We start from the raw sequence: 23260 nt of genomic DNA, 5'->3' as shown, positions 1-23260 counted from the left end.
AGCCATGCATATGCTGGAAGCAATCGGACTGGAGAAAACCTTCGCCACCGCCGTTCCGCGCGCTGGCCGCTTCAAAGCGGTGCGCGCGCTATTCTCCAGAAAGAGACGGACGGTGACGGCGGTCAAGGGGCTGGACTTTCGCGTGTCCCCCGGCGAGTTCGTCGGGTTCATCGGCCCGAACGGCGCGGGCAAATCCACGACGATCAAGATGCTCTGCGGCATCCTGCATCCGAGCGCGGGAGAAGTCCGGGTGGCCGGCCACAGTCCGCAGCGGGAACGCCGCAAGGTCGTTCGCCAGATCGGCGTCGTGTTCGGCCAGCGTTCACAGCTGTGGTGGGACTTGCCGTTAAAGGACAGCTTCGACATTCTGGCGGCCATGTTCCGGCTCGGGCAGGCGGAGAAGGAGCGGCAGCTCGCCAAGCTGGAGGAGGTGCTGCAGCTGCGCGAATTCTGGGAGACGCCCGTCCGCAAGCTGTCGCTCGGCCAGCGCATGCGCGGCGATCTCGCCGCCGCGCTGCTGCACGATCCGAAGCTGCTCGTGCTTGACGAGCCGACGATCGGCATGGACGTGACGGCGAAGCGGCAGATCCGCGCCCATCTGAAGCTGTTGAACGAAGAGTACGGCAAGACGATCCTCCTCACGACGCACGACATGGACGATATCGAGCAGCTGTGCCGGCGGGTCATCGTCATCAGCCGGGGCGAGCGGCTGTACGACGGGGATCTCGCCGAGCTGCGCGACCGGATCGGTCTGCCGACCGTGATTCGCGTCACCTACCGCGACAACTATCGGCTCCCTGCAGAATGGCAGGAGACCGAAGACGCCGGCTTCCGCATCGTGGAGCGGCGGGAACGGGAGATCGCCGTCGGCTGCAACCGCAGCGAGACCGGCGTCATGGACGTGCTCCGCAAGCTGGGCGAGTGGGGGGAGATCGACGACGTGCGCGTCGAAGAGCCAGACTTCGAGGACGTCATCCATCGCATTTATTGAGATCAAGCGCCGACGGTCGTCGGCCTTAACAGAATCGCGATCCAAGGAGGAAATAGGAAATGGACAACGCGGAAGCAACGAACGAACGGCATGCGCGCCTGCAGCAGGCGCCGCCGCCCGCGCCTTGGCACCGGGTCCGCGCCTGCGCGCTGATCCTGCGCGACGGGGCGGTTCTGCTGGCCGAATTTGAGGATGAATTCGGCCTGCACTACAATTTGCCGGCGGGGGGCGTCGAACCGGGAGAAACGGTCCGCGAAGCGGTCTGCCGCGAGGCCTGGGAGGAAGCCGGCGTACGGGTCGAGGTTGGCCCGCTCGCCATGGTGCTAGACAACGAGCCGGTCCGATCCGGCATCGGGCGCGTCGCGGAACTGAGCCTCGTCTTCGCCTGCACGGCGGAGGAAGACGGTCAGCCGACGCCGGCAAGCCCCGATCCGCAGCAGACCGGGGCCAGATGGGTGCCGCTCGCGCAGCTGGACGACATCGTCCTTTATCCGAATATCGGATCCGAGATTCGAGCATACGCCCGCACCGGGCGGTGCTTGGAGCACGTCTTGGAGCATCATCTGCTGCCGTCCTATTGACCGCTAATTCTGCAGCATCGGCTTGAGCGCTTCGATCACGCGGTTCAGCTCGGCCGAATTGCGCTCGTACATCGCCTTGGCGTCGAGGCTGCGGGTCGATCCCGCGAACAGCTCCAGATCGGCTTGCGTTTTCTTCAGCGTTGCCAGCAGCAGCGCTTTGCTCTGCGGCGCGGGCACCTTCAAATTGTCGTCGTAGAGATCGATGTAGAGCTGCTGATACGCGTCCACCTGTCCGAGGAAGACATTGTCCACGCTGACGCCGATTTTCTCCAGCTCCGTCGTGAGCCAGCCGGGGCTGAGCCCGATCGTGGCGAGCGGCTCCAGCTGGATTTTGCCGTCGATGATGACCGCTTGCGGCTCCACTTCGTTCACTTTTTTCATCCCCATGTCGCTCGGCGTAAGCGGCAGCTTCTCTTTCTTTAGCAGCACGCTCAGCTCGCCGTTCGTCTCCATGATGGCGAATTCGACGTCCGCCAGGTTGAACACGTTTTTCCCCCGCAGCTGCTCCATCAGCTCGTCGGCGGTCAACCGCTCCTTTTTAAGATTGTCCTCGAGCACCTTGCCTTCCTTCATGACGACGCGGCCTTTGCCCTCGAACATGTGCCGAAGCTTTTTGCTCTTGAGCATGAGGAATTCCAGGGCGAACGGAACGAGAAACCAGACCAGCATGGCGAGAACGCCATAAAAGTAGTGGCCTTCGATGTCCGTCGAGATGAAGCCGGCGAGTTCCCCCAGCGTAATGCCGAGCACATACTCGAAAAAGGACAGCTGCGAAATCTGCTTTTTACCTAGGATGCGCGTCATGAGGAACAGAATCGACAGCGCGCCCAGCGAGCGGAATATAATCACGGACCATTCGGGCATGGCGATCACTCCTTCGTGCCGACCGCGTCCGGGGCTTCGATCGCCACGGCATGCGCGATGCCGGGAATCGATTCGCCTTGCTGCAGCGAAATCGGTGACATCAGCGCGCCGGTGGCGACGACCAGGATACGCCGCAGCTCGCCGCCGCGCAGCTTTTTCATCAGATGGCCGTACGTGACGACCGCGGAGCAGGCGCATCCGCTGCCGCCGGCCTCCACCATCTGCGTCTCGTAGTCGTAAATCATCATCCCGCAGTCGCGGAAGCGGGTTTTGTGGATCGGAATGTTGTGCTTCTCGAACAGATCGGTCGCGATCTCGTGCCCAACCCTGGCGAGGTCTCCCGTCACGATCATGTCGTAGTGGTCCGGGCCGACGTTCAGATCGCGGAAATGGGCCGTAATCGTATCGACGGCGGCCGGCGCCATCGCCGCGCCCATATTGAACGGATCCTTAATGCCCATATCCACGACTCTGCCGATCGTGGCGGAGGTGACGACGGGCCCTGTGCCTTGCTCGCTCACGAGCGCCGCGCCCGCCCCCGTCACCGTATACTGCGCATAAGGAGGCTTTTGCGAGCCGTACTCGGTCGGATACCGGAACTGCTTTTCCGCGCTGGAGTTGTGGCTGCACGTAGCCGCCAGCACATGCTTCGCCCCGCCCGAATTCACGAGATAGGCAGCGAGAGACAGGCTCTCCATCGAAGTGGAGCAGGCGCCGAACACACCCAGATACGGAATCGTGAGCGTCCGCGCCGCGTAGCTCGTGCTCGTGATCTGATTCAGCAGGTCGCCGCCGACGTAGAAGTGCACTTGCTCCTTCGTCAGTCGGGACCGTTCGATCGCGATGGCCGCGGCTTCCTCCAGATACGTTTTCTCCGCTTTTTCCCAGCTATCCTGACCGACGAAGGAATCGTCGTGAACGATGTCGTAGTCGTTCGCCAGCGGTCCCCTTCCCTCGAACGGGCCGACGACCGTCGCCGAGGAGACGATAACCGGCTTGGATCGGAATACCCAGCTTTGATGGCCTTTTAGCATGCGCGCGAATCAACCTCCGTATTCGAAGATCAGGTGAATGAGCGAAATGAGAAAAGCCGCTACGGTGCCGAAGACGATGACGGACCCCGCGAGCTTGAACATATTGGTTCCCGAGCCCAGCACGAGCCCTTCGCTGCGGTGCTCGATGGCCGCGGACGCCATCGAGTTGGCGAAGCCGGTCACGGGCACGGCCGACCCGGCGCCGGCCCATTGGCCAAGCTTGTCGTACACGCCGATGGCGGTCAGGAAGACGGAGAGGAGAATGAGCAGCGCCACGGTAGGGCTGCCGGCTTCCTTTTCGGTCATTCCCGCCCAATGGACGAACGCTTGCTGCACGACCTCGCCGAACACGCAAATCAACCCCCCGATCACATAGGCGCGAAGGCAGTTCATCGCCATCGGTCTGGCGGGCTGCCTGCGCAGGGCGAGCTCCTGGTACTCCTGCTGGGTCGGCGTGAGTTTTTTCTTTTTCTGGTTGGCCATGGCCGGGGACCTCCTTTACCAATCTCTCCAGAGGGTTCCTCCAAAGCGCCGTTTTACAACCACCAAATGTTTACATTTTGAAATCGGCTGGCTTGGGGGAAAGTAACGTTGGCCCTTCCGGGAGCAAAATATTTGAAAAGAGGGATCTCGAGTGACGGTATCGTCTCAAGTAAAAACCTGCGTCGCTTCGCTGAAAAGCGCGCAAGCCAGCCTGGAGCAGTTCGCTCTGAACACGCAAAACCAAGAAGCGAAGACGCTGTTCACGAACGCGGCGACCCAGACGCAGCAGATCGTGGATCAAGTGTCTTCCCGCATTCAGCAACTGGAGAACGAAGAACCGCAATACAAAGGCTTCTAAGCAGGACGAGAACGGAGGAGTTCCGCGCGCGGAACTCCTTTTCTGCAGAAGAGGGAGATGAAGAAATGAATACCCGTTGGGGCCGATGGGCGAAGCGAAGCCGGGCGGCGGCCGTGTGCGGGCTGTCCGCCTTCCTGCTGGCGGCCGGCGCATCCGACGCGGCGCAAGCGGTGCCGAAGCCCCGGTCGTACTACGAATCCACTGGCGAAGTGATCTGGGAAGTACCCGTCGGGGAAAAAGTGATCGCGCTCACGTTCGACGACGGTCCGGATCCGAAAGATACCTCTCAGATTCTCGACCTGCTTCAGCAATACCATGCCAAAGCGACCTTTTTCATCATGGGGCGAAAAGCGAAGGAACATCCGGAGATCGTCAAGCGGGAAGCCCTGGAGGGCCACGAAATCGCCAATCACACCTACACGCACCCGGTGCTCGTACGCTGCAGCGCGAAGCAAATCCAAGAAGAGATCTCCAAGACGCAGAACATCCTTGCCGAAACGGCGGGGGTGCGGCCGGTTCTGTTCCGCCCGCCGGAGGGTTTCTTCGACGCGCGTGTGCTGGAGGCGACCAAGGCGCACGGGCTCAAAACCGTTCTTTGGTCGTGGCACCATCCGACCGACGATTGGTCGCGTCCGGGCGTCGGCCATATCGTCCGGGGCGCGCTCGGAGACGTGCGCAACGGGGACATCATCCTGTTCCACGACTACGTTCACGGTCCGACCCAGACGATCGCCGCACTTCGCCAAATTTTGCCGAAGCTCACCGAGGACGGCTACCGCTTCGTGACCGTCTCTGAGCTGCTGCGGGACAAGGCGCAGGAGAATCCTGCGGAGCGCATGGGGGCTCAGCAATAAATACGATCGATTACGCAGGGTTATTTCTCTGGGGGAGGAGAAATAGCCCTGCGTCTATTTTCTTTGCCATGGCGGCCGCCCCCTTGTAAAATGGAGGAAACGCGGGGGACGGATGGCTGCGGGCGTTCGCTGCGCCGTCGTTTTCGTTTCCTTGAAAGCGCTATACTCGCCGTGTCTTCATTCTATCGATTTTTGCCAAATGGAGGGTGCGTCCATGATCGAAATTCAGGAAGTCGGTTCCCGGCTGCAGGCCATCAAGGACCAGATTGCGAAAGTCGTCGTCGGTAAGGAAGAAGTCGTAGAGCAGGTGCTGATCGCGCTGCTCGCTTCAGGTCATCTCATCCTCGAGGACGTGCCGGGAACGGGGAAGACGCTGCTTGCCAAGTCGCTCGCCAGATCGCTGCAATGCGACTTCAAGCGCGTCCAGTTCACGGCCGATCTGCTCCCATCCGATATTTCCGGCATCAACTTCTTCAACCAGCAGGCGGGCCGCTTCGAGCTGCGCCGCGGACCGGTATTTACGAACATTCTGCTGGCGGACGAGCTGAACCGGGCGACTCCCCGTACCCAGTCCAGCCTGCTCGAGTGCATGGAGGAGCGCCAAGTGACGATCGACGGGGACACCTACCCGCTGCAGAAGCCTTTTCTCGTCATCGCGACGCAAAATCCGATCGAGAACCACGGCACGTTCCCGCTGCCTGAGGCGCAGCTCGACCGCTTCATGATGCGCGTCTCGATGGGCTATCCGTCCCGGGACGAAGAAACGGAAATTTTGCGCCGGTTCATGGGCCGGGATCCGCTGCCGGATCTGGCTCCGGTCCTGGACCAAGCGGACATCGCTCGTCTCCAGGGGAACGTTCCGAACGTCGCCTGCCACCCGGACGTGCTGCAGTATCTCCTCTCGATCGTATCGGCTACGCGCACGAGCGACGAGATCGCGAGCGGGGTCAGTCCGCGCGGCAGTCTGCAGCTCGTCAAGGCCGCCCAAGCGCGTGCGCTGCTCCGGGGCCGCGACTACGTGTCGCCGGACGACGTAAAGGCACTCGTCTCGCCCGTGCTGGCGCACCGGATCTTGCTGAAGGACATGCTCGGGTCCGACCACAGGCGTACCGAAGCGCTGCTCGCCGGCATCGTCGCGCAGATCCCGGTTCCGTCCGAGCCGCAGCTGGAGCGCCGGTAGCATGATCATCGTCTGGCTGCTCACCATCTTCGCCGTCCTCTTCGTGCTGCAGCGCCTGCTCTTCAACCGCCGCGTATTGCGCCGCGTAGCCTACGAGCGCGCCTTTAGCGAGCCGCACGCCTTTGCGGGAGAAACGGTGTATATGCTGGAGCGGATCGTCAACCGGCAGTGGATGCCGCTGCCGTGGCTCCGCGTCGAGACGATGATGCCTTCTCCGCTGCAGTTCAAAAACCAGAACGCCGAGCTCGCGATCAGTTCGGGCCAGCTTCTGCAAAATCACGCCAGCTTGTTCAGCCTGGCGCCGTTCACGAAGGTCGTTCGCAAGCACGAGGTCGTCTGCGTGCGCCGGGGCGTCTACCGGGTTCCGTCGCTGTCGCTCACGCTCGGCGATCTGACGGGGGCCCCCGGCGCGACCGACACGCGGGAGTCGGGATGCGCCATCACGGTCTTCCCGCGCCTGAAGGAGGCGCGGCAGCTGCCTCTGTCCGCGCGCAAGTGGATGCAGAGCGCGATCGGCATGCACGAGGCGTTCCGGGAAGACCACTACGAGATGGCGGGCGTCCGACCGTACCGGAGCGGGGATTCGCTCAAGCAGGTAAACTGGAGCGCGACGGCCAAGACGGGCCACACGCTCGTCAACCGGCGGGAGACGATGGTAGACAACGACGTGACGATCCTGCTCAACGCGGAGCTGTACGATGCTTCCGAGAACCGCCGCATCCAGCCGGCGGACTTCGAGGAGGCGATCAGCTACGCGGCGTCGGTCGCGCGTCATCTGCTGGCGAGCGGGGGCAAGGTGGGCCTGATCTACAACGGCAAGGTGGAAGGGGAATCGGCCGTTCCCCTCGTCCTCGAACCCCGCGCCGGACGAGAGCATCTGTACCGGATGCTGCACCTGATGGCGAGGTTCGAGGCGGTCACGCGGCGCGAGCTCGGTTACGTGCTCGAGGAGATGGCGGCTTCCGGCATGCGGGGCACCAATCTGCTCGTCGTATCGGCGTTTCTGACGCCGAAGCAGGAGCAGCTGATCGATCGCCTGCGCCAGGCGGGCAACCGGGTGGAACGGCTGCTGCTGTACCGGGAAAAGGAGGCGAGCGCATGAGAATCGTCTTGCGAAGCGTAGCGGAGCTGCTGGCCTGGGCGCCGGTGCTCGCCACGGTGCATTTCTTTCTGCCGGGTGAAATCGGGCTTGCGGTCTGGCTCGTCGCCGCCTGGGCGGCGATCTGGGCGGGCAGGATGCTCCCGAACGCCGTCCGCCGCCTGCCGCCGGCTTTGATGAATAGCGTCCTGCTGATCGTCCTGGTCGCGGGCGCGGCCTTTATCGATCCCGAGCTTGCCGCGCTCGGAGCCATTCTCGGCATCGCGTCCTGGGTGGCCGGCGCGAGGGTGATCTGGACCTGGCTGTGCAGCATGGGAACGGTCGTCGCGGCTGTGTGCCTCATCGTAGCTTCGCTCACGCACGAGCTGGCGCGGGAGCGGCTGTGGTTCGTGCTGGTCGGCGTAGGCTGGTTCCTGTCGCTTCTGTACGTTCGGAATGCGGGCATGATGGCTTCCGCGGGGCTGCAGAGCGGCATTGTGACGCGGTCCGTGGCCGCTTCCAGCCGCAAATACTTGACGATTCTCGTCGTGCTGGCGCTCCTCGTCTTTCTAGCCACGACGGATTTGTCGGTATGGCCGGCAATCGCCCGGTGGATCAACGGCCTGCTGCCGCACGGCGCGAAGCAGCCGGAGATGGTTCAAGACCCGATGCCGATGGATCAGGGTCCGCCCCCGATGCTCCCGCCGGCCGACGGCAAACGCCACTGGTTTTGGCGGCTGCTCGACTACATCGGGTATGCTTTGCTGGCGGCGGCCGCGCTGTACGTCGTCTGGCTGCTGCTGCGCAAGTTTCTGCTGAACCGGGCCTGGCTGCGGGCGGTGGCGGAACGGGTCCGGGCGATCATGGCCAAGCTGCTGCGGCGGCGGGAGCGGAAGGCTGACGATACTGGATACACCGAAGAACGGGAGAGTCTGCTGAACGTGGAGCGCGTACTGCGCGGCTGGCAGGAGCGTTGGATGGACCGGGGGACGAAACGCCTGGGGCGCAAGGAGTGGGCGGGGTTGTCCCCCGAGGCGCGCGTGCGCCGGCTGTACGAGGACACCGTCCAGGCCGGCGTGCGCGAGGGCTTCGCGTTTCGGCCGGCGCACACGCCCGCGGAAACGGCGGCCGAGCTCGCGGCTTGGCAGGCGGGCCGCGCGGCGCCGAGCGGGGGGCGCGGCGGCCTGTGGGGCTGGTTCGCCGGCGCGCGGGCCGCGCTGCTCGAGCTGTATGGCCAGGCACGCTACGGCGGGCGCGGGGTGAAGGCGGACGAGATCGAGCGCCTCGTGGCCGAGTACCCGTGGGAGAAGCGGTGAGCGATGGCGCCCAACCCCATTACCCCCGCTCCCGCTTGCGGTAGTCCCGGGGGGAATGGCGGGCGATCCGTTTGAACGTCTTGCCGAAGTGCGAAAAGTTGTCGAACCCGGCGGCGACGGCGACGTCCGCGATCCGGAGGTCGGTGTCGCGCAGCAGCCGCTGCGCCTCCTTGACCCGGGTGAGCGCCAGGTAGTCGGTAAAGGTGAAGCCGGTCATCTCCTTGAACGACCTGCTCAAATGGTAAGGGCTGATATAGAACCGCTCCGCCAAACCGCCGAGCCGCAGCGGCTCGGCGTAGTTCGCGTTCACGTAGCGGACGATCTCCGTCAGCTTGGCGTGCATCGGCGTCGCGTAACCGACCGGGAGCGGCTCGTGCTCGTGCACGTAACGCGCCGTTCGCAGCAGAACGTCCGCGATCGTCATACGCACGGCCAGCTCGTAACCCGGGGCGCGCGATCGGAGCTCCGAGACGCTTCGGCGCAGCAGCCGGTCGATCTCGATCTGTTCGGCTCGCGGCAGGCGGAAGACCCTTGTCGGCTGCTCGAACGGAGCGAGCAAAAAGTCGGTCGGAACCCCGACCAGCGAAAACACGAAGGCGTCGCCGAAATGGATCACAATGCGTTCGTGCGTCGCCTGGCCCGCCTGGATCGTCTTGTGCAGCTCGTTTTTCGGGATAAAGACGAGATCGCCCTGTTCGACGGGATAGGTTCGGTCCCGGACGAAATACACCCGGCTGCCGGAGAGCAGATAGTAGACCTCGTAATACGAATGGTAATGGTCCGCCGCCATCGTAAACGGCGCGGTCCGCTTCCGATACTCCAGATACAGCTTGTCTTCCGTCCCGTATCGCGCTTCTTCCGGTTGATCGGCCATCCCCGGCTCCCCCTTTCTCTCCTCCTATATGACCTAAGCCTCAACTTCTTCGAAGTCGGCTCGCTCCCGCAACAAAAGCGGGGTTTTCCCGAAATCGGGCATCATTTTAGCAGAATTATAGCACTCTCATGTCCTACAATGAAGCTATCTTACATTCTCGAAGGGAGCAACACGGCAATGGGCGGAAAGAAAAGGTACGTACTGGTCGGAACAGGCGGACGCGCGGAGTTTTTCTACGGCGCGATTGCAACCGCATATAGGGAGACGTCGGAGCTCGTTGCGTTTTGCGACATCAACCGCACGCGCATGAACTACGCGAACAAGCTGCTGGCGGAGAAATACGATTACCCGCAAGCGCGGACGTATCTGTCTGACGAATTCGACGCCATGATCGAACGGGAGAAGCCGGATGCCGTCATCGTGACAAGCGTGGACCGCACGCATCACCGCTACATCATCCGCGCGATGGAGCTCGGCTGCGACGTCATTACGGAAAAACCGATGACCGTCGACGAGCGCAAGTGCCAGGACATCTTGGACGCCGTCGAGCGGACCGGCCGCAGCGTCCGGGTTACCTTCAACTACCGCTACGCGCCGCATCACACCAAAGCCCGCGAACTGATCGCATCGGGCACGATCGGCCGCATCCAGTCCGTGCATTTCGAGTGGCTGCTGAACACGAGGCACGGCGCGGACTACTTCCGCCGGTGGCACCGCGACAAGCGCAACAGCGGCGGCCTGCTCGTGCACAAATCCACGCACCACTTCGACCTCGTGAACTTTTGGATCGGCTCTCAGCCGGAGACGGTGTTCGCGTTCGGCGACCTGCTGTTCTACGGCCGGGAAAATGCCGAGCAGCGCGGTGTCACGCAGTTTTACGAGCGCGCGACCGGCAATCCGCTCGCCAAGGACGATCCGTTCGCCCTGCATCTGGACGACAACGTGCACCTGAAGGCGATGTACCTCGACGCCGAGCACGAAGACGGCTACCGCCGCGACCAGAGCGTCTTCGGCGACGGAATCAACATCGAGGACACGATGGGCGTCATCGTCCGCTACCGCAACCAGGCGATCCTTACCTATTCGCTCATCGCCAATGCGCCTTGGGAAGGCTACCGAATCGCGTTTAACGGGACGAAAGGCCGCATTGAGATGGAGGTCGTCGAGCAGTCCTACGTCAACGCCGGCGGGGAGAAAAAGGACGAGGGCGCTCTGCACAAGCAAGCGATCAAGGTGCTGCCGATGTTCGGCGCACCGTACGAAGTGGCTGTCGAAGAAGGGGAGGGCGGCCACGGCGGCGGCGACCCGGTGCTGCTGAACGACATCTTCGGCACGCCGGTCGAGGACCCGTTCCATCGCGCGGCGAACCATGTGGACGGAGCCCGCTCGATTTTGACCGGCATCGCGGCGAACCGCTCCATCCAGACCGGCCAGGCGGTCCGCGTCGCGGATCTCGTGAAGTTCCACTAATCCGAACCAAAGGGAGGCGGAAAGACCGGATGCGCGTATTTCTGGACGACAACTTCCTGCTCGGCAGCCGGACGGCGGAGCGGCTGTACCATGACTATGCGAAAGCGATGCCCATCATCGATTATCACTGTCACCTCAGCCCCCAAGAAATCTATGAAAACCGGACATTCGCCAACCTGACGCAAGCCTGGCTGTACGGCGATCACTACAAATGGCGGGCGATGCGAGCGAACGGGATCGAGGAGCGCTATGTGACCGGGGGCGAAGGCGTCGCGGACTACGACCGTTTCCTGGCCTGGGCCCGCACCGTTCCGCGCACGATCGGCAATCCGCTGTATCACTGGTCCCACCTGGAGCTGCGCCGCTATTTCGGCATCGAGGAGCTCGTGAGCGAACGGACCGCCCCTGCCATCTGGGCGCAGGCCAACGCCAAGATGGCCGAAAGCGGCCTGGGTGCGAGGGACCTGATCGTGAAGTCGAACGTCAAAGTCGTCTGCACGACGGACGATCCGGCCGACACGCTCGAATACCATCGCCTCATCCGCGATCTGCCGGATTTCGACGTCAAGGTGCTGCCTTCGTTCCGCCCGGACAAGGCGCTGGAGATCCGTCGGGCGACGTTCCTGCCGTGGATCCGGTCGCTGGAGCAAGCCACGGGCATCCCGCTCCCCGAGTACGAAGCGCTGCTCGACGCGCTCGGCAGCCGCATCGACTTTTTCCACGAGACGGGCTGCCGGGTATCCGACCACGCGCTCGATGCGATGGGCTACGCCGAGGCGACGCGGGAGGAGGCCGCGGGCGTCTACCGGAAGGCGCTCGCCGGCGACCCGGTGTCGGCGGAGGAGGAGCGCCGGTACAAATCGTACACGCTGCGCTTCCTGGGGCGGCGGTACGCGGAGCTGGGCTGGACGATGCAACTGCACATGCACGCGTCGCGCAACAACAACGGCCGCATGTTCGAGAAGCTTGGCCCCGACACGGGCTACGACTCCATCTACGACGGTCCGGTGTCGGACGCCCTCGTCCGCCTGCTGGACGCGCTTGAGCGGGATGACGTGCTGCCGAAAACGATCGTGTACTCGCTTAATCCGAACGACCTGTACGTGCTCGGCACGGCGATCGGCAGCTTCCAGGGCGGCGGCATACCCGGCAAGATGCAGCTCGGCTCCGCGTGGTGGTTCAACGACACGAAGGACGGGATGCTGGAGCAGATGAAGGCGCTGGCGAACACGGGCCTGCTGAGCCGGTTCGTCGGCATGCTGACGGATTCCCGCAGCTTCCTGTCCTACACGCGGCACGAGTACTTCCGTCGTCTCCTCTGCGACCTGCTGGGCGATTGGGCGGAGCGCGGCGAAGCGCCGGACGACCTGGAGCTACTCGGCGGCATCGTGCAGGATATCAGCTACCGCAACGCCGAAGCGTACTTCGGATTCTGATCGCATTCACCGGCCATTTTGAAAGCCTGCGCGCAAGCCGCGCAGGCTTTTTGGCAACCCCCGCACCCGCCCCGGCAACAACCTTTATTCCGCGAACGGCGAATCAAATGATGATGACGGGCGAGGCACTGGCCCTCTCGTCCCGATGGCAAATTTTTCGATGGGCGCTTCAAAAATTTTGCAACTAAACCCACGCTTGTTTCGTTCTATGTGTAGAAGGGTACAAAAAGACCAGCCCCCCATTCACCCCTGTAAACGCAACAAAGACCCGCCTGCCAGCGGGTCTAAGTCGCAATGCAAGGTACGGCCCTCGATTAGACGTGTTCGATGGCTACGTCCTTGTAAGTATCGGAATCCAGCACGCGGCGGGCTCCGAGGTAACGCTTGGCGTAGTACTTCTCATCCAGATCCGAGATCGTAACCCCTTTGGATGCGGAATGAGCGAACTTGTTGTCGCCGACGTAGATGCCTACGTGGGACACGCCGTTGCCGCTCGTGTTGAAGAACACGAGGTCGCCGGGACGGAGATCTTCCCGAGCTACTTTGTCTCCGAGCGAGAACTGCTCCTTCGACGAATGCGGCAGTTTCACGTCGAACTTCTTGAATACATAGGACGTGAATCCCGAGCAGTCGAATCCGCTCGTCGTCGTGCCGCCGTAATCGTAGTCGATGCCGATCAGCTTGGAAACGGTGCTGTCCAGCTTGGTAGCCGCGGAGGCGGCGCCTGCTCCTACAGCGAGGAAAACGGTTAAAGCAAGAATGAGGACTGAAACTTTGCGCAAAACGGACGTGCTCCTTCCAATTGCCTACGAGGTTAGCTGGAGGGTTCGGTTGAAGGTTCCCTATGACTCCTGCGTTCGGCGCAGAGTCAATTCACCCGGTATTGACTGGTTCCCCCATTTCCCTGTGCGCGGGAATTCGGCAGTTTTCGCACATGTCTTTAGGAATTCGATTTTTGGGTCAGTTTTCCTGCCTCGAGGAAATTAGAATTCCTTAATATTCCCGAAATCCCCCGACTAAAGGCGGATTTACACCCCGGCCGAAGGCTGAAAAATCAAATGCTGTCGGCTCTTCGGAAGGCGTGGGGACGCTCGTTAGGAACGCGGAAAACCGCGTAACGGCGGGCTTTTTTTGGCTTTCGGGAAGAGAAAGGATCGAGGCGGGGAAAGGGTATAGGTCTGACTGCGCTATGGGAGCAATGCTCCCGCGACAAAAGCGCGTTCGACGCGGTTTGCGGCGGCATTCGCCATGTTTTGGCGGCAAAAAATGAGAATTCTCACATCGATCCGAAGAAGGAGAAGAGGTGGGAACGGAGCATTCTCCGGCGCGCCCCCATAAATGCAAAGAGCCCCGAAACCGCTCGGGGCTCTCTTTTTTCATATGCGGAAGATGGCAAGCCCGTTCAGGCGGCAGGGTCCGACTTCCAGAGCTGGTGCTGGGAGGCCGCGGTCCAGAGCGTGATCAGTGACCGTACGAGCTGGAAGGCCTGATGCAGCGCCACGGTCAGAAAGCCGGTCCACAAAAGGGAGCTGGCCGTCACGGCAAGCGAGGCGATCGCGCCGGCGGCGAACAGCAGCAGCGATACGGCGAAGAGCGGCAGCGCCCGTCGGCAGGCGCGCCCGATGCCGGAGAGCAGCCCGTCCTTCGCAGCCGCGCTGAACTGCATGAAGACGAAGAGCAAATGCAGGAGGAACGCCCATGCGATCCAAGCCCCCGCGTAAGGCAGCATGTCGCGCAGCCAGGTGTCTTCCGCCGCGCCGGAGAGGTAGCTGGCTTTGGCCATCGGGATAAGCCAGGCGCCGGGCAGCAAGGCAAGCACGTTCTCGATCCAGTAAAGGAGCGTGACTGGCTTCCAGGCGCTGCGGATGCCCATCATGACGCGCGTTCCCTCGCGATCGTCCGCGTGCTGGAAGGAGTAATAGAGGCCCGCGTTGAGCAGCGGCGTCACGATCATGCGGAGAAGGAGCATGCCTGCCAGCATCCAGAGCACTTCGTCGACGAGATCCGTCTTGAGCAGGCGGAATTGGGCTTCGATGAGGAACAGCCGGGCCGCCCCTCCGTTCGGATGCGGGTCCGGGTAGCGCGACAGCACCGTCGAGACGATCGAGTCGACGAACCGATAGAGGAAGAAGCCCCAGAGCAGCCGGTACAGAAACAGCACGACGAGCGCGTATTTGTGGCGAAGGGTAACGGTCCAGCCTTTGCGGATAGCGCCTTTCATTTCCTCACCTCACCAAGCCAGGGTGCCAAGCACGGTTTCGATCAATTGGCTGATGCCGACGTTCAGCCGGGTCCGCTCTTTCTTCGGCACTTCCGCTTTCAGATAGTTGTTGAAGCGGTAGTTGTCCAGGACGATGTCATACATCGGATCGACCGCTACGTAGTCCAGCGGAACGGCGTGCTTTAGCTCCAATTGCACGTGGTTCTGGACGCCATCCCAGGTTTTGCGCACGGCGGTGCCGTCCGCGAAATGGAACAGCACGGTCACCGGCTGCGCGCTGCCGCCGTTGCGCCGGAGCACGACGAGTGACTGGTATCCGCCTTTATCGGCGGGCAGGGTGCGGATGGAATCGACGGCAAAGTCCGCCATCTCGCCCCGATAGACGTAGGCCTGGAAGAAATCGTTCCACTTGTCTTTCGTTACGCTCTCGACGACCTTCTGGAATTCGGCGGAGCCGGGATGGCGGAAGCGGTACTTTTGGAAATAGGCGCGCATAATCTTGTTCATGGCAGACTCGCCGACTTTGGCTTCGATCGCCTTCAGGACGAGTTTGCCGCGCATGTACACGTTCTCCGCGTAACGGTTGGAGCTGCCGTATTGCCACGCGTCGCGCTTCAGCGGCTCCGGATGCGTCAGATAGCTGGCTTCGAGCGGCGTGTTCGATGAGACGCCGTAGATCGAGGACATAAGCTTGTCTTCGGTGTAGGAAGTAAAGCCTTCGTCCAGCCACGCCTCTTCGAATTCGTTCGTCGCCACGATGCCGTACCAGTACTGGTGCGCGATCTCGTGAACGAGGGTGCGCTCGAGATCGTAGCCGGGCCGGTCGTCCTTGGCCGCGGCCGCAGTGACCAACGTCGGGTACTCCATGCCTCCCGCGCCTTCGGCGTCCGCCGGCGGGACGATGACCGACAGCGTCGTGTACGGGTAGTCGCCGTACCAGGCGCCGAGCTTGGCGAGCGCGGATTTGGCCGCGTGCATGTAGCGGTCCGCGAGGTCCTTGTGCTGCGGATCGAGATACAGCTTGATGCGCACGCCCGGGACGCCGACGGAGGAGAAGGAGTCTTCCACGGTCGTAAAACGGGGGGAGGCCGCCCAGCCGAAGTCGTGGACGTCGTCGGCGTAGAATTGGTAGACCTTGCGCCCGTTTTTAGCCGAGGCGGTCTTGGTCTGAAATCCGGTCGCGGCCACGATGTGGGTATCCGGAACGTCGATCTTCACGCTGTAAATGCCGAAGTCCGAATAAAACTCGGAATCTCCGTGGTACTGGTGCAGATTCCAGCCCTCCGTCGCGCGGCCTCGCGTGCCGACGGTTTCGTAGACGGCGACTTTGGGAAACCATTGGCCTGCCATGACGAAGTCGCCCGCCTTGCCCATCCGCGCGAACACCTGGGGCAGCTTAACTGTGAACTTCATCTTGAGCGTCACGGTCTGTCCCGGACGGACCGCCTCGGGCAGGCGCAGCGTCGCAAGCGTCCGGTCCTTGACGTTGCCGTCGTCGGGCTGCACGTAGTGGACGCGGGGAAGCAGCGTCTCGCCTTCATCGGTCGTCAGCTCCGTCAGCGTGATGGCGCCTTCGCCGCCGGGCTGCATTTTGACGCCGCGAAGTTGGCCGCCGGATTCCGAGAGGAAGGTGCTTCCGGGGGAGAAGGCGTTCGGATACAGGTGGAGGTACAGATCCGAGACGATCTTGCGGCCCGGATTTTTCCAGGACAGCGTCTGCTCGCCCATCAGCGTGCCGTCGTCTTCGAGCCGGACGGAGATGTGGTATTCGGTGAGCCGGTTGCTGAGGGCGACCGGCTGGGGCGCGGAGGGGACGACCTCCGACTCCGCAGCGGGCTTCGCCGGCGGGTTCGCCTTCGGCTGCGCCGACGCGGGCTCCTCGAGCGCGTTGGCGGAAGCGGGCGGGGCGAACTGCGACTTCCAGGCGTCGGAAAACCCGAAGCGCATCGAGCCGATGAGCACGACGGCCGAAACGGCGAGTACGATCATGCGGTAGGTGCGGCGATGGGGCATACGGATAACCCTCCCGTTGACAAGCATCTAGGGGATGTATATGTTGGTTGTCCGCGGATTATATCTTCGGGTTCGTACGAGCTTCAGGGGGTGGCTGCGGGGCGGTCCTCCCGAAAGGCCCGGAGGCGCAAATGGGCGAATGGGGTAAAGATAAATACCAAGAGGAGGGATGGACATGACTTGGAGAACACCGATGGCAAGCATGCTGGCGGCCGGAATGTTCGCTGTGGCGGCGCTCGGGAGCGCGTCGGCGGCGGAAGACGGGGTGCCGATCGCGAGGGCGACGAGCGAGGGCGGCACGCTGCCGATCGCGAAGACGGAGAAGATCTACGCGGAGGGCGCGGATCTATACGGCGACGGCGTGCGGACGGGCATCGCGGTCTACGCGGATCTTTCCGCGGAGCAAGAACCGATCCGCTGGCGCGTCGCGGCGAACGGGCGGACGCTGTTTGCGATGATGCAGCCGGAGATCCCGTACGGGAAGGATGCGGAGGTGAAGCTGGCGGACTTGACCGGCGACGGCAAGCCCGAGGTGCTGATCTTCCGCAACGGCACCGGCTCCGACGGGGCCCAGGGTCTCAGCGTGTACCGTCCCGCCGACGGATGGAAGCCGCTGCTCGAGTTGGTGGATCCGACGCTCAAGGGGTCGGCCGGCCGGGACCGCTACGCCGTTTCTTATCAAGGCGGAGGCGCCCTCGCCTTCGAGGACAGGACGACCGGTCTCGCGGCGACGATCCAGCTCGACGTACGCCGGTACGACGACGATCAAGGGAAATCCGAAGCCGCGTTCCGTAAAATCGATGCTTGGGTCGATCCCGTATCGGGCTATCGCTTCGAAGACCGGGACCGGGACGGCGTCCAGGAGATCGTCGCGATCCAACGGGTGATCGGGGCATTCCACGCCGATACGATCGCGCAGCTCGAGACGACCTACCGGTTGAAGGACGGGGCTTACGTCCAGACGGCCGAGACGCTCTGCGACGAGAACGGCCAGCCGCTGCTGCAGGTCGCCATCCCCGGGTATTGACGCTGTCCGGCGGATAGCCGTCGGGGCATCGCTTCTTGTCTCGCCGGTATCGCGGGCTTGCGGCCGGCGAAGCGGGAGGATCGCGCCGCTCTTCGGACGAAACCGACGGAAGAGGGTGCTTTTCCGTCCGAATTTCGCTAAAATGGGGGTAGTCCGAAAGGGTGGAGGATGGATCGTGGACAACAATCAAATCCCAGAATCGCAACCGATGAAAAAGAAGCTGTCCCTGAACGTGGTCAGCAACAAGGAACATAAAGGCTTCGGTGCCGGAAGCATCGATCTCAGTCAAGTGTCGCCCGTCATCATCGACGGGGACGAGGCCTACATCGACGTCGGCGCCATGCACGCCAAGAGCAAGGTGGAGAAGGGCATCAAGTTTTCCCCGGACAAGGCCAACGTCCCGAACGGACGCCAGGTCTGGATCGTGTGGGTCGCGGTGGACCGCGACGAGCACGGCAGCTTTTACGGCGGCGCGTCCGCCTGCGAGATGCTCGTCGACACGGAAGCCCGGAGGGGCTGGAAGCTGCTCGCCGAACACGTGAACCGCATGGATGCGGCGATCAAGCGCCGCTTTTTGCTCGACAACCTCGGCCCTGCAGACAAAGTCGCGCTGCGCAAGCTGCTGCAGGAGCACAACGCCGAGTGGTGGGACCGCTCGCCGCAAACGCTCAAGGACCAGCTCGCCTAAAGCGAATAGGCTTGCAGCCTAAGGAACAGAAAAAGCGGTTGGCCCGGACGATCGTACGCCGTCCAGGCCAACCGCTTTTTGGCGTTAGGGGCGTTCGGCCTAGCCGCGCCACCAGCGCCGCATCCGCGTCCACAGGGACGGCCGTTTGCCGTCGCTGCCCGGCGTGTTCCCGCCTCCGCCCGGCGTGTTCCCGCCTCCGCTACCGTGAAGCGCGCACGTATCCGTCGGCTCGGTGCCGGCGAGGAACGTCTCCTGCACCCGGCCGGGACAGCCGGGCGCGGCGAGCAGCCCCGTCGCGGGATCGATGCTCGCCCGGACGACGCCGTCCGGCATCGCGAAGTCCTGCGGCGCGTTCGCGGCCAGCGCGGCCTCGGTAAACGCAGCGAAAATCGGCGCCGCGCGGTGCGCCTCGTACGAGCTGATCGCCCGCCCGCGGTCGTAGCCGACCCAGACGCTCGTCGCCAGCTCCGGCGTATAGCCGACGAACCAGGCGTCCGAGCTCGTCGTGCCGGACTTGCCGGCGACCGGACGCTTCAGCAGGTGGGCGACCCGGTGGGCCGTCCCGCCGCTGTCGAATACGCTCCTCAGCAGATCGGTTACGACGTAAGCCAGCGCGGGCGAGAGGACTTGCTCGGTACGCGGATGCGCCGAATAAAGCGTGCGCCCGTCCCTGTCCGCGATTCGGAGGATCGCCGTCGGCGCGGTTCGGGTGCCGCCGTTCGCGAACACCGCGTACGCGGCGGCCATCTCGTACGGGCTCACCGGGAACGTGCCGAGCGCGAGCGAGGGCACGGACGAGAGTTTGGCGGTGATGCCGAGGCGGCGCGCCATCCCGACCACCTCGTCCGGCCCGATCTCCGTAATCGTGTGAACCGCGTAAATATTGTCGGAGGAGCGGATCGCCTGCCGCAGCCCGATCTCTCCGCCGAAGTATCGGTCGTTGTAGTTGCTGGGCCGATACACTTTGCGATAGTCGTCGTAGTAGAACACCGTCGGCTCGCTCCGAAAGCGCGTGGCGGCGGTGACGGCCCGCTTGTCCAGCGCGGCGGCGTAGACGATCGCCTTGAAGGACGAGCCCGGCTGGCGCGTCGTGGCGAAAACGCGGTTGTACGGGTTTTTCCGATAGTGGCGCCCGCCGACCATCGCCTTGATATAGCCCGTCTTCGGATCGATCGCGACGAGCGCCGCCTGCATCCCGCTTGATTCCGGGAGCTCGCCCGCAATGGCGGCTTCCGCTTCGCGCTGCATCCGCGCGTCCAGCGTCGTGGTGATCCTCAGCCCGCCTTCGCTCAGCAGGCGCTCGTCGATACCCAACTGCTCGATCGCCACCTTGCGCACATAGTCGGCAAAGTAGGGAGCCGTTTGCCCTTGATCCTCCGGCAGCGGCCGGAGCGCGAGCGGATCCCGCCCCGCCTGCCGCGCCGCCGTCCGGCCGATCTCCCCGGTCTCCGCCATCGCCTGGAGCACCGTGCGCTGGCGGGTCTTGGCCTGATCCGGGTGCAAATGGGGCGAGTAGTAGCGGGGTCCTTTGGGGATGCCCGCGAGGAGCGCGCTCTCCCCCAGGGTGAGCGATTTGGCGGACTTGCCGAAATACAGCTGCGCCGCCGCTTCGGCTCCGTAGACGCCGTGCCCGTAATAGATTTGGTTGAGATACATCTCCAGAATCTCGTCCTTGGCGTATTTTTGTTCCAGCATGGCGGCGTACCAAGCTTCCTTGGCCTTGCGCGTCCAGGTCCGCTCGTGGGAGAGATAGAGATTGCGCGCAAGCTGCTGCGTCAGCGTGCTGGCGCCTTGCTCGCGGGAGCCGTGGCGGATGTCGATCCAGGCTGCCCGAGCCAGGCCGCGGAAGTCGACGCCGGCATGCTCGTAGAATCGCCGGTCCTCGACGGCGAGCGTCGCCTTCACGAGCCAGGGGGAGATGTCCTTCAGCGCCACCGTGCGCCGGTTTACGCCGCCCGAAAGCGACGACAGCACTTGGCCGCGCTCGTCGAGAATCTGCGTGGACTGCGGGAACGCCGCATGAGGCAAGCTGCCGAACTTGAGCAGCGCCGCGGCCGCGACGGTGAGGAGGAGAAAGGCGCCCGCGATCGTCGCCAGCACCCACCGCCACCGCCGGCCGGGCTTGCCTTCTCCGGTCCGCCGGAGCTTATGCGGCGATTTGCCGGCTATCGCGGGATCCGGCAGTTGATTGTCCGAGTTCGATCGCATGCGGGGCCTCCTTTCCAGACGGACGTGCCGCCGCCAATCTCCCCTTATTATGGAAAAGCGGACCCCGTCTTATTCCTCCTTGCGGACCGCCGCGTGACGTCGATCTCCCCCCGCGGGAGCCGCAGGCAGGACGCGCGCAAATCTTCGGTTGCTTTTTGACGGTGATTTCATATAATACAACTTGTTTGGTACAATAGGCCAAAGACCGGAAGACCCGGCATCCCGTTCAAGCGCCGCACGTCCTCCCGCCGCGAAGGCGGATGAATCTACCTGGGAAAGAAGGGTTCTCTCATGTCCTCCATGGAATTGTGGTATACCGAGAAGCAGACCGAAAACTTCGGTATAACGGCCAAGATCAAGCGTACGTACGTTCACGAGCAGACCGACTTCCAAGAGCTCGCGATGATCGAGACGGAAGAGTGGGGCAATATGCTCGTCCTCGACGGCATGGTCATGACGACGGAGAAGGACGAGTTCGTCTACCACGAGATGGTTGCGCATCCGGCGCTGTTCACGCATCCGAATCCGGAGCATGTGCTGGTCGTCGGCGGGGGCGACGGCGGCGTCATCCGCGAAGTGCTGAAGCATCCCAAGGTGAAAAAGGCCGTGCTCGTCGACATCGACGGCAAGGTCATCGAATATTCGAAGCAATATCTTCCGTCCATCGCGGGCAAGCTGGAGGATCCTCGCGTGGACGTACAGGTGAACGACGGTTTCAAGCATATCCTGGATCACAAAAATACATACGACGTGATCCTGGCGGACACGACGGAGCCGGTCGGGCCGGCGGCCCATCTGTTCACGCGCGGCTTCTACCAAGGCATCTACGAGTCGCTCAAGGAAGACGGCCTGTTCGTCGCGCAGACGGACAATCCTTGGTTCAAATCGGATTTGATCCGCAGCGTCAACCGCGACGTGAAGGAAGTGTTCCCGATCGTCCGCGTCTACGCGGCCAACATCCCGACGTATCCGAGCGGGCTGTGGACGTTTACGATGGGCAGCAAGACGCACGATCCGCTGAACGTCAAAACCGAGGACATCGCCGAACTCGACACGAAGTATTATACGCCGCGCCTGCACCACGCCGCGTTCGCGCTGCCGAAGTTCGTCGAAGACCTGATCAAGTAAACGGCCCGGGATTAAGCGAGGTACGCTAGAAGATGTGCTTCTCCGCCGGCAGCGCGGCTGCGACCGGGTGCCACGGCAGGCTTAGGGATCTGGCGAAGCATGCGGAGGAGATGCGCTTCTCCGCTGACGGCGCGGCTGCGACCGGGTGCCTCGGCAGGCTTAGGGATCTGGCGACGCATGCAAAGGGTTGGCTATGAACGGTTGCGATGAGGCTTAATCTGTAGACTTCGCCGGGGTCCTTCAAGATTAGTTGCATTTGTACATCTAATTTGGCTCCTGGCGGGGGCGCGAGGCAGATTACTTGCAAAAGCACATCTATTTTTGCGAGAAAGCCTCGAAACGCCGAATAACGGCCAAATTAGATGTACTTTTGCGACTAGATGAGCATTTGAAGGGTAAAAGGCTGAAATTAGTTGTACTTTTGCAACAAAATGCGATCGATAATAAAGGAGATTAGCCGCACATGCGTATAGATCAAAAATATTCGGGCAACGTCTTTATCCTGAGCTCCGACGATTACGCCTCGGCCAAAGCCGTCATCTATGGCATGCCGATGGACTATACCGTCTCCTTTCGCCCCGGCTCCCGGTTCGGCCCCGGCCGCATCCGCGAAGCCTCTGTCGGCCTGGAGGAGTACAGCCCCTATCTGGACCGCAGCCTCGAGGAGCTGAACTACTTCGACGCCGGCGACCTGCTGCTGCCGTTCGGCAACGCGGCCAAGAGCCTCGACATCATCGGGGAATACGTGAGCGGCGTGCTCGCCGACGGCAAGTTCCCGTTCGGTCTCGGCGGCGAGCATCTGGTCACCTGGCCGGTGCTCCAAGAGGTGTACAAGAAATACCCGGATCTGGCGATCATTCATATCGACGCGCACGCCGACCTGCGCGAGAGCTACGAGGGCGAGCCGCTTTCGCACTCGACGCCGATCCGCAAGGCCGCGAACCTGATCGGCGGCAAAAACGTCTATCAGTTCGGCATCCGTTCCGGCAGCCGCGAGGAGTGGGCCTTTGCGCGGGAGAACATCAACTTCCATCCGTTCGAAGTCGCCGAGCCGCTGCGCCGGGCGCTGCCCGAGCTGAAGGGACGCCCGGTTTACGTCACGATCGACATCGACGTTCTGGACCCTTCCGCCGCGCCGGGCACCGGCACCGCGGAAGCGGGAGGCATCACGTCGAAGGAGCTGCTTGAAGCGGTCCACCTGATCGCCCGGTCCGGCGCAAACGTCATTGGAGCCGACGTCGTCGAGGTCGCGCCGATCTACGATCCGACGGAGCAAACGCCGATCACGGCGTCCAAGCTGATCCGAGAAATGCTGCTCGGCTTCGTCAAGTAATCGAATAACCGTCCCGGGAGGCGGCATCCGTTGGAGGGTGCCGCCTTTTTTGCGTTTTCTTTCGCCGGCCCGCCATCAAGCGCTCCGAATTCCTGCTTGAATACGGCGCATTCGTGTGGCAAA

21 protein-coding genes and 1 riboswitch are annotated in these 23260 nt (G+C 62.8%); of the genes, 13 read left to right on the top strand and 8 right to left on the bottom strand.

The features are described 5' to 3' along the window. The first annotated feature begins 10 nt into the window (after positions 1-10). Positions 11-991 carry an ABC transporter ATP-binding protein gene (locus LKX83_RS18195; RefSeq protein ID WP_227883778.1) on the top strand — a complete coding sequence of 327 codons (981 nt, stop codon included), beginning with the start codon at positions 11-13 and terminating at the stop codon, positions 989-991. Between the two features lie 59 nt (positions 992-1050). Continuing rightward, positions 1051-1572: an NUDIX domain-containing protein gene (locus LKX83_RS18190; protein ID WP_227883717.1), complete on the top strand. Its 522-nt coding sequence runs from the start codon at positions 1051-1053 to the stop codon at positions 1570-1572. A gap of 3 nt (positions 1573-1575) precedes the next feature. Here LKX83_RS18190 and LKX83_RS18185 read toward each other — a convergent pair whose 3' ends face one another. From LKX83_RS18185 to spoVAC, 3 genes are read right to left on the bottom strand one after another with little or no spacing between them, the layout of a single operon-like run. Continuing rightward, entirely contained in the window at positions 1576-2436 is an 861-nt protein-coding gene (locus LKX83_RS18185; protein ID WP_227883716.1) for a DUF421 domain-containing protein, read from the bottom strand. Between the two features lie 5 nt (positions 2437-2441). Further along, positions 2442-3470, bottom strand: coding sequence for a stage V sporulation protein AD (gene spoVAD / locus LKX83_RS18180; RefSeq protein WP_227883715.1), 1029 nt, complete (start codon positions 3468-3470; stop codon positions 2442-2444). A 9-nt stretch (positions 3471-3479) separates the two neighbouring features. Continuing rightward, on the bottom strand, positions 3480-3953 hold the full coding sequence (spoVAC, locus tag LKX83_RS18175) for a stage V sporulation protein AC (RefSeq protein ID WP_227883714.1): 474 nt from the start codon (positions 3951-3953) through the stop codon (positions 3480-3482). Positions 3954-4104: 151 nt separating this feature from the next. On the opposite strand from spoVAC, the gene LKX83_RS18170 reads away from it, so the two are divergent. From LKX83_RS18170 to LKX83_RS18150, 5 genes are all read left to right on the top strand, one after another. After that, positions 4105-4311 carry a DUF1657 domain-containing protein gene (locus tag LKX83_RS18170; RefSeq protein WP_227883713.1) on the top strand — a complete coding sequence of 69 codons (207 nt, stop codon included), beginning with the start codon at positions 4105-4107 and terminating at the stop codon, positions 4309-4311. Between the two features lie 65 nt (positions 4312-4376). Next, positions 4377-5165 carry a polysaccharide deacetylase family protein gene (locus LKX83_RS18165; RefSeq protein ID WP_227883712.1) on the top strand — a complete coding sequence of 263 codons (789 nt, stop codon included), beginning with the start codon at positions 4377-4379 and terminating at the stop codon, positions 5163-5165. Positions 5166-5379: 214 nt separating this feature from the next. Next, a complete protein-coding gene (locus tag LKX83_RS18160; RefSeq protein WP_227883711.1) occupies positions 5380-6345 on the top strand; it encodes an AAA family ATPase in 966 nt (321 codons plus the stop codon). 1 nt (position 6346) lies between these two features. Next, positions 6347-7447, top strand: coding sequence for a DUF58 domain-containing protein (locus tag LKX83_RS18155; RefSeq protein ID WP_227883710.1), 1101 nt, complete (start codon positions 6347-6349; stop codon positions 7445-7447). Continuing rightward, positions 7444-8739, top strand: coding sequence for a DUF4129 domain-containing protein (locus LKX83_RS18150; protein WP_227883709.1), 1296 nt, complete (start codon positions 7444-7446; stop codon positions 8737-8739). The genes LKX83_RS18155 and LKX83_RS18150 overlap by 4 nt, the downstream gene beginning before the upstream one ends. 19 nt (positions 8740-8758) lie before the next feature. Here LKX83_RS18150 and LKX83_RS18145 read toward each other — a convergent pair whose 3' ends face one another. Next, a complete protein-coding gene (locus LKX83_RS18145) occupies positions 8759-9613 on the bottom strand; it encodes an AraC family transcriptional regulator (RefSeq protein ID WP_227883708.1) in 855 nt (284 codons plus the stop codon). Between the two features lie 177 nt (positions 9614-9790). Between LKX83_RS18145 and LKX83_RS18140 the strand changes: the two genes are divergently transcribed. Beyond that, entirely contained in the window at positions 9791-11083 is a 1293-nt protein-coding gene (locus tag LKX83_RS18140; protein ID WP_227883707.1) for a Gfo/Idh/MocA family oxidoreductase, read from the top strand. Between the two features lie 29 nt (positions 11084-11112). After that, a complete protein-coding gene (gene uxaC / locus LKX83_RS18135; protein ID WP_227883706.1) occupies positions 11113-12519 on the top strand; it encodes a glucuronate isomerase in 1407 nt (468 codons plus the stop codon). Between the two features lie 314 nt (positions 12520-12833). Here the strand turns inward: uxaC and LKX83_RS18130 are convergent, their stop codons facing one another. From LKX83_RS18130 to LKX83_RS18120, 3 genes are all read right to left on the bottom strand, one after another. Beyond that, complete coding sequence (locus LKX83_RS18130) at positions 12834-13301, bottom strand: C40 family peptidase (protein ID WP_227883705.1); 468 nt, start codon at positions 13299-13301, stop codon at positions 12834-12836. Positions 13302-13306: 5 nt separating this feature from the next. Beyond that, a riboswitch (cyclic di-AMP (ydaO/yuaA leader) is annotated at positions 13307-13453 on the bottom strand. A 468-nt stretch (positions 13454-13921) separates the two neighbouring features. Then, positions 13922-14740 (bottom strand): hypothetical protein, encoded by an 819-nt coding sequence (locus tag LKX83_RS18125; RefSeq protein WP_227883704.1) that lies wholly within the window; start codon positions 14738-14740, stop codon positions 13922-13924. 9 nt (positions 14741-14749) lie between these two features. Beyond that, positions 14750-16753 carry a M1 family metallopeptidase gene (locus tag LKX83_RS18120; protein ID WP_227883703.1) on the bottom strand — a complete coding sequence of 668 codons (2004 nt, stop codon included), beginning with the start codon at positions 16751-16753 and terminating at the stop codon, positions 14750-14752. Between the two features lie 175 nt (positions 16754-16928). Here LKX83_RS18120 and LKX83_RS18115 point away from each other — a divergent pair, with 175 nt between their 5' ends. After that, the gene (locus LKX83_RS18115) at positions 16929-17780 is read left to right on the top strand and encodes a hypothetical protein (protein ID WP_227883702.1); all 852 of its coding nucleotides are present in this window, start codon (positions 16929-16931) and stop codon (positions 17778-17780) included. 190 nt (positions 17781-17970) lie between these two features. Continuing rightward, the gene (locus LKX83_RS18110) at positions 17971-18468 is read left to right on the top strand and encodes a YwhD family protein (protein WP_227883777.1); all 498 of its coding nucleotides are present in this window, start codon (positions 17971-17973) and stop codon (positions 18466-18468) included. A gap of 99 nt (positions 18469-18567) precedes the next feature. Here LKX83_RS18110 and LKX83_RS18105 read toward each other — a convergent pair whose 3' ends face one another. Beyond that, a complete protein-coding gene (locus LKX83_RS18105; protein ID WP_227883701.1) occupies positions 18568-20676 on the bottom strand; it encodes a transglycosylase domain-containing protein in 2109 nt (702 codons plus the stop codon). Between the two features lie 300 nt (positions 20677-20976). Here LKX83_RS18105 and speE point away from each other — a divergent pair, with 300 nt between their 5' ends. Together speE and speB are read left to right on the top strand one after the other, a co-directional pair. Next, a complete protein-coding gene (speE, locus tag LKX83_RS18100) occupies positions 20977-21804 on the top strand; it encodes a polyamine aminopropyltransferase (protein ID WP_227883776.1) in 828 nt (275 codons plus the stop codon). Positions 21805-22267: 463 nt separating this feature from the next. Beyond that, positions 22268-23137, top strand: coding sequence for an agmatinase (speB, locus tag LKX83_RS18095; RefSeq protein WP_227883700.1), 870 nt, complete (start codon positions 22268-22270; stop codon positions 23135-23137). Positions 23138-23260: the final 123 nt, after the last annotated feature.

This window comes from Cohnella baijiui, assembly GCF_020731285.1.
In the GTDB taxonomy this organism is placed as follows: domain Bacteria; phylum Bacillota; class Bacilli; order Paenibacillales; family Paenibacillaceae; genus Cohnella.
Note: the sequence above shows the minus strand (reverse complement) of the source record. Positions and strands in the feature narration are given on the sequence as shown.